Source organism: Achromobacter sp. UBA5777 (assembly GCF_002418565.1).
Classification (GTDB): Bacteria; Pseudomonadota; Gammaproteobacteria; order Burkholderiales; family Burkholderiaceae_B; genus Achromobacter; species Achromobacter animicus.
Genome location: NZ_DIEJ01000305.1, coordinates 1 through 16,724 on the forward strand (window position 1 = coordinate 1; position 16,724 = coordinate 16,724).

Genomic DNA, 16,724 nt, shown 5'->3' on the forward strand with positions numbered 1-16,724 from the left:
GGGGCCGCGCCCCGCGTCGAGCCGCACGCCGGCCGGCAGGTCGGAGCCGTCCGCCATGCGCAGCGCCAGCGAGGCGATGGGACCGCTGCTGCGGATCAGGCCGTGCGGCAAAGCGTAGGTCTGCCGGTTGCCTGCCTCGTCGGCGCGCCAGAGGCCCGTGAGTGCGGCGCTGGAGAACGAGAGCCCGGGCGCGTCGGGGCTGGCCAGGAGCACGAGCGGCGAGCGGACGCCGCCGCCCGCATCCATCGTGAACGGGCGCGCCGCGTCGGCGTCACGGCGTTCAAGCGAATCGGCCAGCAGTTCGTCGAGCAGCGCCGTCGATGTCCATTGCGGCGGCGTCGACAGGCCGTCGCGGATGGGAACGCTGAACGCATCGACCGATGGTGCGGGAATACCGCCGAGCGCCTGGCGCAGCGAGCGGAACGCGTCGTCCCGCGTGTCGTTGGCAGTCGTGTCGGAGGCAAACACCGGGTCGCGCTGCCACGCGCTCAGATCCGGCGGCGGCACGTCGGCGGGGTTGCCGGGATTCGGGTTGGCGTTGGGGTCGGGCCGCGTGCCCGGATCCGTGCCGGGATTGGACCCAGGATCCGTGTCAGGATTCGTGCCCGGGTTCGGCTCGGTCTGCGCGGCGGCGACCGTCAGCGTGATGATGCGCGAGACGCTGGCGCCCGACGTGTCGGTGGCGCTCACAACCACGGCAACGCTGCCTTCGGCTGTCGCGGTCCCTCGGATGGTCAGGGTCGCCGGATCGAAGGTCAGCCCTTCCGGCAGGCCGTCGATCCGCCACGTGAGCGCATCGCCGTCGGCGTCGGTGAAGAGCCCGGCGGGGAACGTGTATGCGTAGGGCTCGCCCACCCGGACGACACCCGGTGTCAGTGCGATCCCGCTGTCGACGGGCGCGGTGTTCGGCGGCTCGACGGCTTCGAAGATCACGTCGCGCGACACGGAGGCGCCTTCCGGATCCGTCACGGTGATGACGACCGTGTATTGCCCCGTCCCGGCAAGCACGCCGGAGATCGTGCGGGTGGCGGGATCGAAGGTCAGCCCCACAGGTAGGCCGCCGACGCTCCACGTCAGCTTGCCGCCTTCCGGATCACTGAAAAGCGTTTCCGGCAGGGTCACCGTGTAATCGCGTCCGGCCAGCGCGGTCTCGGGCGTGTACGGGTCGGCGCCGGCGACCGGCGCCTGATTGGGCAGGCGGACGGTGACGTCCACGTCATAGCCCGCGCTGGCGATGTCGCCGTCGTTGAGCGTGATGGTGACGCTGCGCGTGCCAGGCGTGCCGTCGGTGCTGGCGTAGGTCACGCGGTGCAGCAGCGCATTGGCCTGTGCGCGGTCGACGGCGCCGGTGAAGCGCAGCGTCGCGTTGTCGCCAGTCTGAGTCAGCGTGGCGATGGCCTGGCCGTTGAACGAGATGACGTCCCCGGCGAGCGTGTAGCCGTCGCTGGCCAGGAAGCCGAAGCGGTCGCCCGCTTGTCCGTTGAAGGTGACGCTGGCGCCTTGATAGTTGTTCGCCGCATCCAGTTCGGCGTCCGAGAGCGCAAGCGTCGGCGCGACCGGCACGCCATCGCCGTCGATGATGTACACGGGCTGCGGGGCCGGCGGGGCGTTCAGGACGTCCAGTTCGTTGCCCACCACGATCACGCCGCCATCGGCCGACACCGCAATCTGGCCGGCCCCGGCCAGCCCGCTCTGCGAACTGATCAGATTGAGCGTTGCCGTGGCGTAGTAGTTGAGCGTGCCGTCCGCCAGGGTCACGAACAGCGCCTTGCCATCCGCGGACAGTGCGACGCTCTCCACCGTCTGGCTGCCGGTGAGCGTGCCCAGATGCGTCAGCGCGCCGGTCGCCGCGTTCAAGCGGAAGGCATCGATGGCCTGCGGGTTCTCGTGCACTTCATACCCGCCGGTCCAGCCGTTGAACGAGGACGTGCGGCTGTTGGACACGAAGATCGTGCTGCCGTCGGCGCTGACGGTGATGTGCTGCAGGTTGGAGAACGAGACGGTCTGGCCGGCCGCGTCCGTGCCGCCGCCCTGGATGTGCGTCAGGACCGACAAGGCGCCGCTGACGTCGCGGCGATAGACGATAAGCGTCGAACTCGAGCTGGTGTTGGTCACCACGAAGAGCAGGTCGCCGCGCACCGCGATGTCGGTGGGCTGCCACAGGAACGGCTCCGCGTTCATATCGCCGCTGATGGCGCCGATATATGTGAGCGCGCCGCTTTGCGCGTCGCGGTTGAAGTAGGCGATCCCGTAGCTGTTGATCAGGTACAGGTTTTTGCCGTCTTCGGACAACGCAATGCCCTTCATGTCGTTCAGGCTGCCGCCATCCAGCTCGTAATTGCTGGTGATGGTGGCCTGGGGGGTCAGCGTGCCGTCGGCGCTCACGCCGAACACGCCAATGGCGTTGCCGTCCGCGCGCAGGGCGTACAGGCTCTTGCCGTCGGTCGAGCTCACCAACTCCTTGATGCCCGCAAGATTGCCGACGCCGGCGAACGTGCGCACGTAAGTCAGCGAGCCGGTGTCGCCGTCGCGGCTGAACACCGCGATGGCGCCCTTGCCGTCGGCCACGTAGACGCGCGCGCCATCGGCGGACACGACGCTGGCGGTGGGCTTTTCCAGACCGGGAATCGTCGTCAGATCCTGCACGTGCGTCAGGTCGCCCAGCGACAGCACCGGATCGGCATCGACGACCGGCGCATCGTTGATGGCCGTGATGTTGATGGAGAAGTCCATTGCCGTCGACGCGAGGCCGCGCTGGTCGGTCAGCGTCACGCTGATGGCCACGCTGTCTACGGGCGCGTGGCTGCTGTTAGCGTAAGTGATCTGGCGCAACGTGTTCTGCACGTCGGCCTTGGTGGGAATGGAACCGGCCTCGTCGCTGAAGCGGATCGTCAGCACGCCGTCGGCCTGCGACACCGCGCCGATCGCCACGCCGTCCTTTTTCAGGACGCCGTTTTCCAGCGTCAGGCCGTTGCCGGGCTCAAAGCCCAGCGCGTCGGTGGCGCTCTTGCCCGCGCCCAGCGTGATCGTCAAGACGGCGCCGTCGTAGTTGCCCGCGCCGCCGTTGAAGGCGTCCAGCTGCGCATCGGCAATCACGCTATCGGGCGCGATCAGGACGGCATCGGCGCGTTCGGTGTAGGACACGTCGTCGCCGCCGGTGACGGTGGGCGGCGTGTTGGGGCTGGTCGGGCCGGCCAAAGTGACCGTTGCGGCATCATCCGCATCCGTCGAGCCATTGACGGTGTCCCACTCCTGCACGGTCAGGCTGATCGTGCGCGTGCCGCTCAGCGGGCTGGCGGCGTTGGCGTAGGTGAGGCTGTCGATGACCTGGGCGGCGCGTTCGCCCGACGAGTTCAGGTAAAGGGTCACGGTGGTGACGCCGTCGGCGATGGTCACCATGTACTGCAGGCCGGAGGCCGTGGTCTGCGGGCCGTTGGAGTCCTTGTCCAGCCGGATCTTGCTGCCGTCCACGCCCAGGATGTCCTGTGCGTTGGCGGGGCTGATGGTGACGATGACGCGGGCCACGTTCTGGCCGGATTCCACGGTGTCGACCGTAGTGCCTTCGAACAGCTTGACCGGTTCGCCTTCGGCCGGGAACGTGGGATTGCGCGGCGTGGTGTCGATGATCGGCGCGTTGTTGACGCCTTCCAGTTCGATCTCGGTCAGCAGTTCATCCTGATGGCCGTCGCCATCGTGCAGCGTGGTGCGCAGCACGATGGTCGCGCCGTCGCGGGTGGGATCGTTGCTGGCATTGCTGTAGGCGATGCGCCGCAGCACGTTCTGCGCGTCTGTCTTGCTGATGGGGCCGGTGAACGTCAGCGTCAGCACGCCGTTCGTCTGCGAGAAGGTCGCGATGGCGACGTCGTTCAACAGAATCTGGCCGCTGGTGGTGTCAAGGCGCAGGTTGTCGCCGTCGATAAAGCCGAAGCGGTCGTCGGCATGCGTGCCGTCGGCGCGTTCAACCGAGATGCTGGCGCCCTTGTAATCGCCCTGTCCGTTGTTCAGCGCATCGAGCTGCGGATCGGACAGCGTGGCCGACGGCAGAATGGCCACAGGCGCTGCCCCTTCCGTGTAGTGCGCGGCGGCGGGCTTCAGGTCCAGCACCAGCACGCCGTCGTCGAACGAGAATTGGCCCGTCAGATAGAGCTTCGTGCCGTCTTCGCTAATCGTTGCGCTGCGGATCTCGCCGAAGCTCACGCCGTCGCCAAACGGGTCGCCATAGCCCGAGATCTCGCCAACGCGCACGGGCACACCGTCCGCGCCGCGGCTGTACACGCCGATCCGGTCGCTGGCGATCACGAACACGGCGGAGCCGTCCGGCGACACGACGATCTGCTTGACGTCTCCGGCCGGCAGCGTCGTGGCCAGCGCGGTGAGCCGGCCATCTGCGTCCACAGCAAGCGTATGCAGGCGATGCTGATTGTCGTCGAAGTCGACCACGTAAAGCGTCTTGCCATCCGGCGAAGCCGTCAGCGTCTGCGTGAAGTAGAACTGGTCCGCCGCGGCGGGGTCCTTGCCCTGCGCGGCCATGACGAACGCCGGGACGCCGCTGGGGTCCAGCGAGAAGACGCTGGCCAGCGTGCTGCCGCCGGACGTGCCCACGAAAAGGAAGCGGCCATCGGCAGACAACGTCAGCGCATTGGCGCCGTCCAGTTGCAGGCCGGTGTCGCCCGCGTCGGTATAGGTATGGATCAGCGCGAGCGTGGCGCCGTCCTGCCGGAAGACCAGCAGGTTGTCGCCCGCCGTCGCGTAGACGAGGCCGCCGGTGGCGAGCACGTCGCGGATCATGCCGTATTCCGTGACGATGTCGGCACCAAAGGTGCCCTGCGCGGTAAGCATTCCCGTCGCCGCATCGCGGCTGAAGAGCACGACACCCTGGTTGGCGACCACGTAAAGCGATTTGCCGTCGGCCGACACGCGCAGATCCGCGGCGCCGGCCAGCGCGCCGACTTCACCGTTGCCGATGGCCTGCGCGATGCGCAGCGTGCCGTCCGCGCCGCGCTCAAGCACGTACAGCGTGTTGACCTCCAGGTCGGCCTGCGCGTCCATGTTCCACTCGGTGGTGGTGCGCAGCAGGTAGAACTTGCCGTCCGCCTCGAAAACATCGAGCGCGCCTTCCAGCGCAGTGGACGGCGCGCCGTCGGCAAGTTGGCTGATCAGTTCATTCAAACCTACCGAATCGATGGGCGTGGTCAGCACCGGCGCTTCGAACTGCACGTTCACTTTGGCGACGACGTCCAGTTCGGCGGTGTCCTTGCCGCCGTTGTCGGTGCCGCCGCTGTCGCGCACGGCGGTCAGCGAAATGCTGCGCTCGCCCGTCGTCGGGGCGGCGGCATGGTTCGCATAGGCAATGCCGTCCACCAGCGCCGCCGCCTGATCGCCCGTCATGCCGGCGGCGGGCGTGATCGTGATGGTGACCACGCCGTTGTCGATGGTGACGGTGTAGGCGTGACCCGATGAGGTCGTGCCGTTGCCCGCGACCAGCGCGATGGCGGTGCCGTCCACGGTCAGCGTTTCGCTGGCGCCGTTGGCCACGGGCGATACGGTGAGGGTCAGGCCGGCGATCGTCTGGCCATTCTCGACGGTCGAGATCGTGGTGCCGTCGAACAGGCCGACGGCGGATTCACCGGGGCTGTATTTGACGTCGACCGGCGTGGAGACAACGACCGGCGCGTCGTTCACCTGCGCGACCGTCAGCGCAAGCACGACGCTGTCCACGCCGCTGGCGAACTGGTCGCGCACCTGCACCGTCAGGCGGATGGCGGCGCCCGGGTCCTTGCTGTCGTGCGTGTAGGTCACCTGCTGCAGCACGGCGTTGGCGGTGGCGGTGCTGACCTGGCCGGTGAAGGCGATGGTGAGGATGCCACCCGCGCTGGTGAAGTCGGCGATCCTGACGTCGTTCAGCCGGATTTCGGAACCCACCAGCGTGAGCCCGTTCGCGCCGTCAAAGCCAAAGTGGTCGTTGGCGTTCGCGCCGCCGTCGCGCACGATCGTGATGGTGGCGCCGTTGTAATCGCCAGCGCCCGAGGCCAGTGCGTCGTAGTCCGCGTCCCCGAACGTCAGCCCGGCGGCCGGTTTGATCGTCTGGCCTTCCGCATAGGCGTCCGAGAGCGCCTTCTCGATGTCGATGTGCGCCAGGCCGGCGGCGTTGTAGAAGCCGCCGACATACATCGACGATCCGTCCGGGGAAATCCCAAAACGGAAGGCGCGATAGTTGCCCGAGGCGCCCTCGTGGGCAATGGTCTTGACCAGCGTGGGCGCGCCGTCGGCGCCGATGCTGTAGACGTTCAGGGCGCCGGTCAGGCCGCCGGCATAGAGGGTCTTGCCGTCTGCCGACAGTTCCAGGCCCCACATCTGGGCGCCCACGGACGAAACCTTCGTGACCGTCTTCGCGATCGGGTCGAAGCGCAGCGTCAGGATGCCATTGCTTCCCGCGGACACGTAGATGGTGTCCCCCGACACCGCGATGCTGCGCGCGAAGTTGCCGACGTCACCCGTATGCGTCACGAGTTGTGTGAGGCTGCCGTCGGGATTGGCGGCGTAGATGGTCAGGGTATTGGTGCCAGCGACGAACACGCGGCCCTGCGCGTCGACCTCGATGGCAGACGCGGTGCTGAAGGGTTGATTCTCGTACGTGCCGGAGGCCGTCAGTTCGCCGTTGGCGCCGATGCCGTAGGCGTACAGGGTGTTCCCGGCGACGCCATACAGGTGGCCGTCCTGCGATGCGACAAGCTGCTTGACCTGCGTGCTGCCAAGCTCGACGCTCTGGCCGCTGGCCGTGAGCGTGCCGTCCGCATTGACGTTGAAGCCGGTCAGGAAATAGTTGCCGCCGTCGGCCTTCTGGCCGGCGAGGTACACGTGTTTGCCGTCGGCCGAGTACACGGCCGACGCCGCGCTGAGCAGGCCCTGGATCTCGATGCCGTTGGCATCGTTGCCGTCGTTCACGGCGCCCTGTACAAAGCGCTGCGCCAGCGTCAGTTCACCCGTGTTCGGGTTGCGCGTGAAGACGCTGAGCGTGCTGTTGCCCGCGGGGGAAACCTGATGGTTGTTCGTCCCGTTGCCCAGCACGATGACGGTGTAGCCGTCGTCCGACACCTGAACGCTGTAGACGTACTGGTCGTAGCCGTTGATCCGGCCATCCGAGGTGTAGCTCAGATCGCTGTCGTCGATGTCGAACGCGGGCGCGCTGTTGGCGGCTTCGGCGGCCGAGACGACGCGCAACGTCATCTTGTGGTCCGCGGTCAGGCCGGCCTTATCCGTCACGCGCACGGTCAGGACGTAATCGCCCGGGACGGTCGGCGTGCCGCTCAGCGTGCGCGTGGCCGCGTTGAACACGAGGCCTGCCGGCAGCGCCTCGACGATGCGCCACGTGAGGGTGTCGCCGTAACGGCTGTCCGGATCGGAGAACATGTCCGCGCGCAGGGTGGCGGTATAGCCGCCCTCTCCCGCGGTGACCTGCCCGAACGAGGCCGGTGCGCTGCTGCTGGCGACTGGCTCACGATTGGGGGTCTGAACCACTTCCAGATTCAGATCCAGCGTCACGCTGGCGCCGTACGCATCGGTGACGGTGATGCTGATGGGATAGGTGCCGGCGGCAAGTGCGGTGCCGGACAGGGTACGGGTCTCGGGATCGAAGCTGATTCCGGCGGGCAACCCCGTGACGCGCCAGGTCAACCGGTCGCCGTCCACGTCGTTGAAGAGGTTCTCTGGCAGGACGAGGTGGTAGTCCTTTTCCGTGGTGACCGTCTCCGGCGTGTAGCCGTTGGCCACCCCGGCGTCGATCCGCGGTCCCGTGTTGCTGCGGAAGATGATGGACAGGGCGTCGCTGTTCAACGCGCCGTCATTGGCCTGCACGGTCAGCGTGATGAACGTGCCGGCCGCGAGGGCCGAATTGCCGTAGCTCACCTGTTGCAGCACCTGGTTCGCCACGGCGGTCGTGGCATCGCCGGTGAAGCGCAGCGTCAGGGTCTCGCCATTGACGGTGTACGTGGCGATCTGGGCGCCGCCGCGCAAGATGACGCCGTTGGTCATCGACAGCCCGTTGCCGCTCTCGAACCCGAACGCGCCGCCGGGCACGGATGCCTTGATGGTCACGCTGGCGCCGTTGTAGTTGCCGGCGCCGCCGTCCAGCAGATCGTAATTGCGGCCGGACAGGCTGACGCGGTCGCCGAGAACGGTGTCCTGGCCCAGCGTCAGCGATTGCAGCGTCGTGTAGCGGGTCAGGCCATTGCCCGCCACCACCAGCGACGTGCCGTCCTTGGACAGCGAGATGTCTGCGCCATGGGTCTTGCCTGCGGCGCTGCCGAGCAGCGTCAAGCCGCCGTCGCCGGACACGGCGTAGACACTGACAGTGCCGGCGGTGGTGGCGGCATACAGCAGCGTGCCGTCCGCGTTCAGCGTCAGGCTGCCGATGTTGTCGCTGGCCACCGTGCCCGCGCGCGTCAGCAGATTGTCGGCGCCAAGCCGGAAGACCGAGATGTTCCTGGCGCCCGGTTCACCCACGAACAGCAGTTTGCCGTCGGCGGACATGCTGATCGCGTAGTCGACGGCGTCCTGGCCGGTCTTGTCCAGCAGGAGGCTGTCGACAAGATTCAGCACGCCGGCTGCGTCACGCTGATAGATCTTGAGCGTGTGATTGGCGTTGATGCCCGCGCCGCTGTGAATGACGGTGACGTAGCCGCCGGCCGTGGCAAGACTGGCGTTGCGCACGGCGTCCAGACGCTGGATCTGCGTGAGCGCGCCGGTGTCGGTGTCGCGGCTGTAGACGTGCGCCTCGCGGCCAAAGTTGTTCGACGCGTCCACGTAGACCTGCGTGCCGTCATCCGAGATCGCCAATCCGCCGGTGGACCCGCCGCCCACCGATAGCGTGGCCGCATGGCTCAACGCGCCGGTCGATTCGACATTGAACTGGTTCAGGTTGCCGTTGCTGGAGATCGTGTAGACCGACTTGCCGTCGCCGCTGACCACCAGATGATTGACCGTGCCCAGGTCGGCCACCGTCAGGTCCTGTGTCTTGCTGAGCAGGCCCGAGGCCGCGTCCACGGCAAAGATGGACAGCGTGTTGTTGCTGCCCGCCGCGTAGACGAACCTGCCGTCGGCGGAATAGGCGACCTCGGTGGCGCCGGCCAGGCTGCCGGTACCAAAGTGATCCGCTTCCTGCAGCAGGTCGCCCTTCACCTCGGGCGCCACGTTGATGCGGCTGTCGATGTCGATCGTGGCCGTGATGGCGGACAGGTCGGCCGTCTGGCCGCCCGCGTCGGACAGGCTCTTGAGCGAGACCGACACCTTGCCGCCGTCCACCGACTTGTCCAGGATCTGGAAAGACATGCCGTCGATCAGCGCCGCGACACCGGCAGGCGCCGGGTCGAACGCGTCCAGCTGCAGCGTGATGGTGGTGGTGTTGCCGCTGACGGCAACGGTATAGACGTAGCCGTCGCCATCGGCGCGCGTCGTGCCGCTGCCGCCTTCCAGGGCAATGGTCTTGCCGTCGATCACCAGCGCCTGGTTCGCGCCGCTGCGATCCACCGTGACGACCAGTTGCGTCAATTCGTCCGTGCCGCTGGTCTGGCCATGGACGTCGACACCGCTGAACAGATCGACCGGCGCAAAGGTATCGCTGCTGTCGGTGACGACGACGGCCGCTTCAGTCGGCGTCGCGTCCACGCCGGGCGCCGTCTCGGTCGGCGGCACGGCCTGCGCGGCCACGTCCACCGCCGTCGTCACGGCGGCGGCATCAAGCAGGAAGCGGGGTTCCAGGGCCAATGCCTGGCGGCGGAGCGTGGGGATTCGGCGGGAAGTCATGGAAGTCCTGGAACAAATGTGGTGATGCGGGGTTTGGCTTATTCGACGAGCGTGGTCAGCGCCGCGAGCTGGCGCAGTTCGTCGACGATGTCGTCGAGCCGGCTCTGGATGCGGCCTTCGGAAACCACGAAGTCCTTGCCGGACAGGTAGATCTGGTCCGATCCCTTTTCCGCGCAGACGGCCAGCCCGGGGCCCGCAATGCGCCGGAAGTCCGACGCGCTGCGGATCTGGCCGTCTTCGTCCGTCTCTTCGTCATTGCCCGTGACGATCAGGTAGAACTTCAGGTCGCGGGCGCGAAAGCTGCTGCACAGGCGGGCGAAGCGTTCGGTCACGACGTTGTCGTCGCCGCCGCCGTTGTCCGAGTCGCCATCGATCTTCTGGCCGACGTAGGCGTTGTAGGAATCGGTGTCGAACCAGCGCTGGCCCGTGGAGTTGGCCAGGAACACGATGGCCTTGACGCGATCGCCCGTGCCGTCGTCGAAGTCGCGGGGCAGATCGTCCTCCAGGCCCCAGCCGGACCCGCCGCGAAAGGCCGGCGCCAGCGCCATGGCGGCCCAGCCCATGGCGATGGCATGGTTGGTGTTGAAGCGCGTGCTCATTTCGTCGAGCCGTTCGCCGATCTTGCCCAGGTCGTTGGTCAGTGGCAGCAGCGCCGCGTGGGGGCAGCCGCGGTCGGCGACCATCCAGCGCGTGTCGTTCACGCCGTTGGCCTGGCCGAAGTCCGGGTTGGGGCCGATCCAGCGGATGGGCGGGGCGCCCGGACTGCCGTTGTCGGGCAGGTCGTGGCGGTAGTACACGCCGAACTGCCCGGCGGGCGGATCGGTCCAGAAATAGTTGTCGCCGCGGTTCAGGCCACGGTACATGCACAACAGGTTGGCGCGCCGGTCGGGAATGCGGCGGTCGGCCAGGCCCGCGTAGCCCGAGCGGAACAGCGAGGTGAGTTCGACCGGGTTGAGCGCGCCCGGCTTGCTCCACAGGCGGATGCGGTTGGACTGCGCCGGATCGTAAACGCTGACCGCCTGGCTGTAGGGCACCAACGCGAGCCAGGCGCTGTCGGCATCTTCCAGCAGGCGGGAGGCGAACGACTTGCCCAGCCGGCGCAACGCGGCCAGGTTGTTGGCGTCTTCGCCGAGCGAGTTGGGCAGCGCAAGCGCCACTTCCAGCGAGCGCTGGCGCGAGACGGCGGCCGACGCGACGGTGACGGCCTCGTCTGGCGTCTGCGAGAGGATGCTCGAGGCTTCGAACGTGGCCGTGACGCGCGTGCCGGGCATGTCGTTCTTCGTGATGGTCTCGGTCCGGACGGACAGCGCGCGGCCCAGCTGCGCGCGGTCCATGCCCAGGTTGACCGCCACGTAGCGTTCGGCGATGTCCTGGATGTCGGCGTCGCGGGACTTGGCGTAGGCCGCGGCGGATGCCAGCGCCGCTGCGTCGGTGGCGCGCTTGAGCTGCGCGGCGTCGGCGGTCATGCGCGTGCCGTCCGAAGCATAGGCGGCCAGCGCGGCGACGGCGCCGATCAATAGCAGCAGGAATACGGCGGACGCGCCGCGTTGGCGGGCCAGCGAGAGGACGCGGTCGGGACGTTGCTTCATGGTTGGGCGTAGGCCAGGCCGGAAGCGACGCTTTCCGCGCGCAGCGTTTCATCCAGCGTGATGGTTCGGGAGGTGGCGCGGAACACGGCGGCCGTCTGCAGCAGGTCGGGCAGCGGCATGCCGGCCCAGATGGAGATGTCGGCGGTGTCGCGGCAGGCCTTCACCACGATCATCGACAGGGTGCTGTTGTCGACGTTGCTCTCGCCGGAATCGGGGCGGTCTTGCGGCAGGACGCCGGTGTACTGGCCGCCGGAGGCCGGCGCGTCGCATAAGTCGCCCGCGCCGCCGCGTTGCAGCGCCCAGGCGATGCGGCCGGACTCGAGCACGTTCAGGATGATGAGCTGCTGCATGTCTTCGTGGCCCTGCATGGCAAGCTGCGCCAGCACGTCGACGCCGGCGGCGGTCAGGGAAGGCTGCGCCGCGATGTTCAGGGCCATGGCGCCCGCGGCGTTCTCCACGCGGATGCGTTCGCTGTGGATGCGCTGCATGTCGGCGCCGATCATGCCGACGCCCAGCAGGATGGGCAGCGCAAGCGCCGCTTCCACGGCCAGCGCGCCGCGCTGGCGCCGGCGCGGCGTCGTGGCGTGGCGGGGTGGACGCGGGGCGGCGGTCACGGCTGGGATTCCTGATTGCGTTGCGGCAGGTAAGCCAGCACCTGCTGATAGCGATAGCGGAAGGCGCCGCTGTCCACGCCCAAGAGACGCGGCAGCGGCGTGATGAAGTCCTTGCGCACGTCGACCTCGATGCGCCACGCGGGCACGTTGGTCAAGGCAGCGGCCTGAGTCTCGTCCTCGGCGCCGCCGCCGCCCATGGCGTCCAGCGACGCAAAGCGCTCGACTTCGACGGTGGCGATGTTCTCGTCGTCCAGGTAGTTGTGCGAGGCCGCCACCATGCGCGAGCGCACCAGCGACTCGATGGCGCCGCCGTCCTGCATGCCCGCCGCGCCGTCCAGGCGGAACTGCTGCACGGCGCGTTCCAGCGCGCTGGCGCCCATGTTGATGGTCAGTCCGATATTGGCCAGCTCCATGAACATCATCGCCGCGGCGATGACGACGGGCAGGACGTACGCGGCTTCGACCGACAGCGAGCCGCGTTGGCCGCGCAGGAACCGGTGCATGATCGGCGCTTGGTCAGCCATTGCCGTTCGCCTCTTTGTCGCGCAGTTGCAGCACATGGCGGCTGGCGGCCATCAGTTCGCTGCCCACTGCGGCGCCGTCGCGGATGCGCTGGCGGCGCTGCGCGAAGTCAGCCAGCGCCTGCGGCACGAGCGCAGGCGCCATGATGCCTTCCAGCGTCTTGCGCGCTTCGGCTTCGTCGCCCTGCAAGACCTGGGCGAATGCAAGGTTCAGCTTGAGCGTCGGGAGCTGGACCGCGTCGGCCTGCGACAACAGGCGGATGGCTTCCTGCGCATCGCCGCCGGCCAGGTGCGACAGCGCCAGGTTGTTCAGGACACGGAAGTCCGACGGATCCAGTTCCCACGCCTGCGCCAGCAGCTTGCGGGCCTGCGCGTGGTCGCCGCTGGCGTCCAGCAGCACGCCCTTGGCGTTCAATGCGGCGACGTTGTTGGCGTCGGCCGCCAGCGTGCAGTCGAAGTCCTGCAGGGCGGCGTCGCGCTGGCCCATCGCCATGCGGGCGCGGCCCAGGCCGTTGCACAGCGTGACCGTCGCGGCAGGCGTGAGTGTCGTACCCGCTTCGTTCAGGGCGCGGCGGGCGCGGCCGAACAGGGCCAGGTTGTCGCGCGGCGATTGGGTGGGCGCGGCCACGCTGGCGTATTCCAGCAGCTCCAGCGGCTTCAGGCTGCCGCGCTGTTCAAGCTGGGCGTAGACGCCGGCCGCGCCTTCGTAGCGGCCCTGGTCGCGCAGCAGGCGAGCGAGCTTCAGACCTTCGGCCGCCGCGTCGCCGTTGCTGGCGAGCGGGCGCGGCGAGGCCGTGTTGCCGCTGGACTGGGTCAACAGGTTGCGGCTGCTGGGCGCGGCGGTGGAATCGGACTTGCTGAATGTGCTGCACGCGCTCAGCAGCGCGGCCATCAGCACGACGCCGGCGGCGCGGGTCAGGCGCATGGTAGGCAGCGGGAACATCGGAAGGGTTGCGATCATTGCATCAGGGTCCGGATAACGCGCATGAGCGCGGGCGTGGCGACGATGGCGACCACGGGCGGCAGGATGAGGGTCATGAGGGGAACGCTGAGCTGCGCGGGCAGCTTGCCGGCTTTCTCTTCCAGTTCGAGGATCAGGCGGCTGCGGCTTTCCTCAGCGATCGTGCGCAGCGCCTGGGCGAGCGGCGTGCCATAGCGTTCGGCCTGCACCAGCGACCCCACCATGCTTTCGATGGTCGGCACGCGCGTCCGGTCGGCCAGATGGCGCAGCGCGGCGGCGCGGTCGGGCAGCAGTTGCAGTTCGGCGCTGGTGAAGGCCAGTTCGTCGGCCATGGCGGGCGCGCTGAAGGCCAGTTCCCGCGACACCACCTTCAGGATGCGCGGAAACGGCAGGCCGGCCTCGGCGCAGATCACCATGAGGTCCAGCGCGTCGGGCATGCTGCGGGCCAGGGCTTCGTGACGCCGGCCGGCGCGCAGCTTGACCAGCAGTTCGGGCAAGGTGGTGCCGACGAACAGCGAGATCAGGCCCACGGCCAGACCGGTCAGGCCGAAGCGCGTCTGCGGGCTGGTCAAGAGCCACAGGGCCACCGCGCACAGCACGACGCCGCTGCCGTACTTGGCGGCCATGAAGAGGCCGCTGGCCTCGGGGCGGCGCCAGCCGGCCTGCGCCAGCAGGCGTTCGGTGGCCAGGCGGTCCTGCTCGGTGCCGGCCAGTTTCATGCCGAAGGCGGCGATGCCTTGGGCGACGGGAGGCAGCGGCGAGCTGGAGTCCAGCGCGATGGAGACCGTGCTTTCGCCAGCGCCTCGGCCACGGCGGCCCAGCCGCTCGTGCAGGGGATTGCGGCGCGACTCGGCGCGCAGCAGCCAGACGGCCAGCACGATGCCGGCGATGAAGGCCAGGAGCAGCAGGGGCGCCAGGGGATCGGAAAAGAGGGGCATGGCAGCTAGTCGCGGGGCAAGGTCAGCGGATCCGCTTGACCATCAGATGGGTGATGAACAGGCCCAGCCCAACGCTGGCGGCGGCGTAGATCATCACCTTGACGCCCGCCGCGTCGTTGAACATGAAGCGGAAGTCGTCCGGGGAGTTCAGGTACATGTAGAGCAGCACGCCTGGCACCAGCAGAGCGACGATCTTGGCCGAGGCGCGCGCCTCGGACGTCTTGGCCTGAACCTTCATGCCCAGTTCGGCGCGCGCACGCAGCGTGGCGGACAGGCGCTCCAGCGTGTCGCCGAGCCGGCCGCCCGATTCCTGGCTGATGATGAGAATGACGGCAAAGAAGCGGTATTCGGGCAGCGGCACGCGCTCGGCCGACGACTGCATGGCCTGCTTGAGCGGCACGCCGAGCTTGAGCCAGTTCTCGATTTCGCGCAGCTCGGGCGCCAGCGGACCGTGCAGGTGATCGGCGGCGATGCCGAACGCGCTTTGCAGCGGCACGCCCGAGCGGCAGATCCGGGTGATGCCGTCGATCGCTTCGGGCAGGCTGCGCGCCAGCGCGGCCAGGTGCTTGGCCATGGCCTGTTGATAAAGCATCGTGCACAGCGCGGCCCACAGCAGCGGCGCGGCCAGCAGCGCCAGGAGGAACGGCGTGCCGGTCATGCGCACCAGCGCCAGCGCGCCAACCAATGCGACGGCGGCCGAAATGAGGATGCGTTCACGCAGCTTGGGCAGCCAGCCCAGCGCGCGCAGCCCGTCGCGCAGGCGCGCCAGACGCTGCCCCAGCCACGGCCAGCGCGGAAAGAGGTCGTCCTGGCCCGGCAGCGCGATGGAGTCTGGCGATTGCAGCACGGCGGCCGCCAGGCCGCTTTCGCGCTGCATCTGCAGGCGCAGCGCCGCCAGGCGGGCCGCCATCGCGTCTTCGCGGCGCTGACGCCGGCTGTTGGCGCGCACCGCGAAAAAGCCGATGAACACCAGAAGGAAAATGAGCAGGGTGAAAAGATCAAGCATGTCCGCGCTGCCTTGCCGCCGTCAGGCGAGATCCTGGTCGAACAGGTGCGACTTCTCGGTGTAGAAGTTCGGGCGCAGGCCGCTGCCGGTGTGTTCGCCCAGCACCTGCGTTGCCGTCGAGCCGGCACGCGAGCGGAAGACGTGCAGCTCCTGCGTCTGGATCACTTCTTCTTCCATGCCGCAGATCTCCATGATCGACACGACACGCCGCGCGCCATCGCGCATGCGCTCGATCTGCACGATGAGGTCGACGGCGCTGGCGATCTGGCGGCGGATTGCGGCCAGCGGCAACTGCATGTTGGCCATCATCACCATGTTTTCCAGACGCATCAGCGCATCGCGCGGCGTGTTGGCGTGGACGGTGCACAGCGACCCGTCGTGGCCGGTGTTCATGGCCTGCAGCATGTCGAAGCACTCGCCGCCGCGCACTTCGCCCAGGATGATGCGGTCAGGGCGCATGCGCAGCGCGTTCTTCATGAGGTCGCGCTGGTCCACGCGGCCGCCGCCTTCTGCGCTTTCCGGGCGGGTCTCCAGGCGGATGACGTGTTCCTGCTGGAGCTGCAGTTCGGCGGCGTCCTCGATGGTGATGATGCGTTCGAGCGGGCTGATGTTCTGGGACAGCGCATTGAGCAGCGTCGTCTTGCCGGCGCCGGTGCCGCCCGACACGACGATGTTCAGCCGCGCTTCCATCGCGCGGCGCAGCAGCACGGCCATGTCCATCGACATCGCGCCGCGCGTCGCCAGCGATTCCAGCGACAGGTCGCGCCGCATGAACTTGCGGATCGAGATCGTGGTGCCGTCCAGCGCAAGCGGATGCGTGATGACGTTGACGCGGCTGCCGTCGGGCAGGCGGGCGTCGACCATCGGGTTGGCTTCGTCGATGCGGCGGCCCACGCGGGCGGCGATGCGCTGCGCGGTGTTGAAAACGTGCTCTTCGTCGATGAAGGTGATGGACGACAGCTCCAGCTTGCCGAAGCGTTCGACGAAGATCTGGTTGGCGCCGTTCACCAGGATGTCGTTGACCGTGTCGTCGGCCAGCAGCGGTTCGATAGGGCCTACGCCGACCATCTCGTCCAGCATCTGGCGTGCGATCAGTTCCTCTTCCTGGCCGGACAGCTGCAGGCGCTGCTCGTCGCAGATGCGGCGGATCAGCGCGTCGATCTGCGCCTGAAGCCGGTCGCGCGGCATGGCCGCCGCCTTGAGCGGGTCGATCAGCTCGAAGAGCTCGTTGCGGATCACGCGGCGCTGCGCGGTGCTTTCGGCGTTGGGCGCGGCGGCGACGGGGCGCGGGGCG

Annotated in this window: 8 protein-coding genes; all 8 read right to left on the reverse strand. The window is 68.2% G+C overall.

Annotation, left to right across the window (positions count from 1 at the left end; all coding sequences use genetic code 11):
• Positions 1–9,801, reverse strand: a 9,801-nt coding sequence (locus B3446_RS26610; protein WP_291386989.1) for a putative Ig domain-containing protein, incomplete at its 3' end; no start/stop codon positions are given.
• Between the two features lie 38 nt (positions 9,802–9,839).
• Positions 9,840–11,390, reverse strand: coding sequence for a hypothetical protein (locus tag B3446_RS26615; RefSeq protein ID WP_291386990.1), 1,551 nt, complete (start codon positions 11,388–11,390; stop codon positions 9,840–9,842).
• Positions 11,387–12,004, reverse strand: a complete 618-nt coding sequence (locus tag B3446_RS26620) for a hypothetical protein (RefSeq protein ID WP_191576368.1) — start codon at positions 12,002–12,004, stop codon at positions 11,387–11,389. Before B3446_RS26620 ends, B3446_RS26615 begins: the two co-directional genes overlap by 4 nt.
• Entirely contained in the window at positions 12,001–12,528 is a 528-nt protein-coding gene (locus B3446_RS26625) for a TadE/TadG family type IV pilus assembly protein (protein WP_291386994.1), read from the reverse strand. The genes B3446_RS26620 and B3446_RS26625 overlap by 4 nt, the downstream gene beginning before the upstream one ends.
• Entirely contained in the window at positions 12,521–13,486 is a 966-nt protein-coding gene (locus B3446_RS26630; protein WP_291386996.1) for a tetratricopeptide repeat protein, read from the reverse strand. The genes B3446_RS26625 and B3446_RS26630 overlap by 8 nt, the downstream gene beginning before the upstream one ends.
• Positions 13,483–14,424 carry a type II secretion system F family protein gene (locus B3446_RS26635; protein ID WP_291386998.1) on the reverse strand — a complete coding sequence of 314 codons (942 nt, stop codon included), beginning with the start codon at positions 14,422–14,424 and terminating at the stop codon, positions 13,483–13,485. Before B3446_RS26635 ends, B3446_RS26630 begins: the two co-directional genes overlap by 4 nt.
• Before the next feature lie 22 nt (positions 14,425–14,446).
• Positions 14,447–15,430 (reverse strand): type II secretion system F family protein, encoded by a 984-nt coding sequence (locus B3446_RS26640; RefSeq protein WP_191576372.1) that lies wholly within the window; start codon positions 15,428–15,430, stop codon positions 14,447–14,449.
• Between the two features lie 21 nt (positions 15,431–15,451).
• The coding region (locus tag B3446_RS26645) for a CpaF family protein (protein ID WP_291387000.1) at positions 15,452–16,724 on the reverse strand (1,273 nt) is incomplete at its 5' end.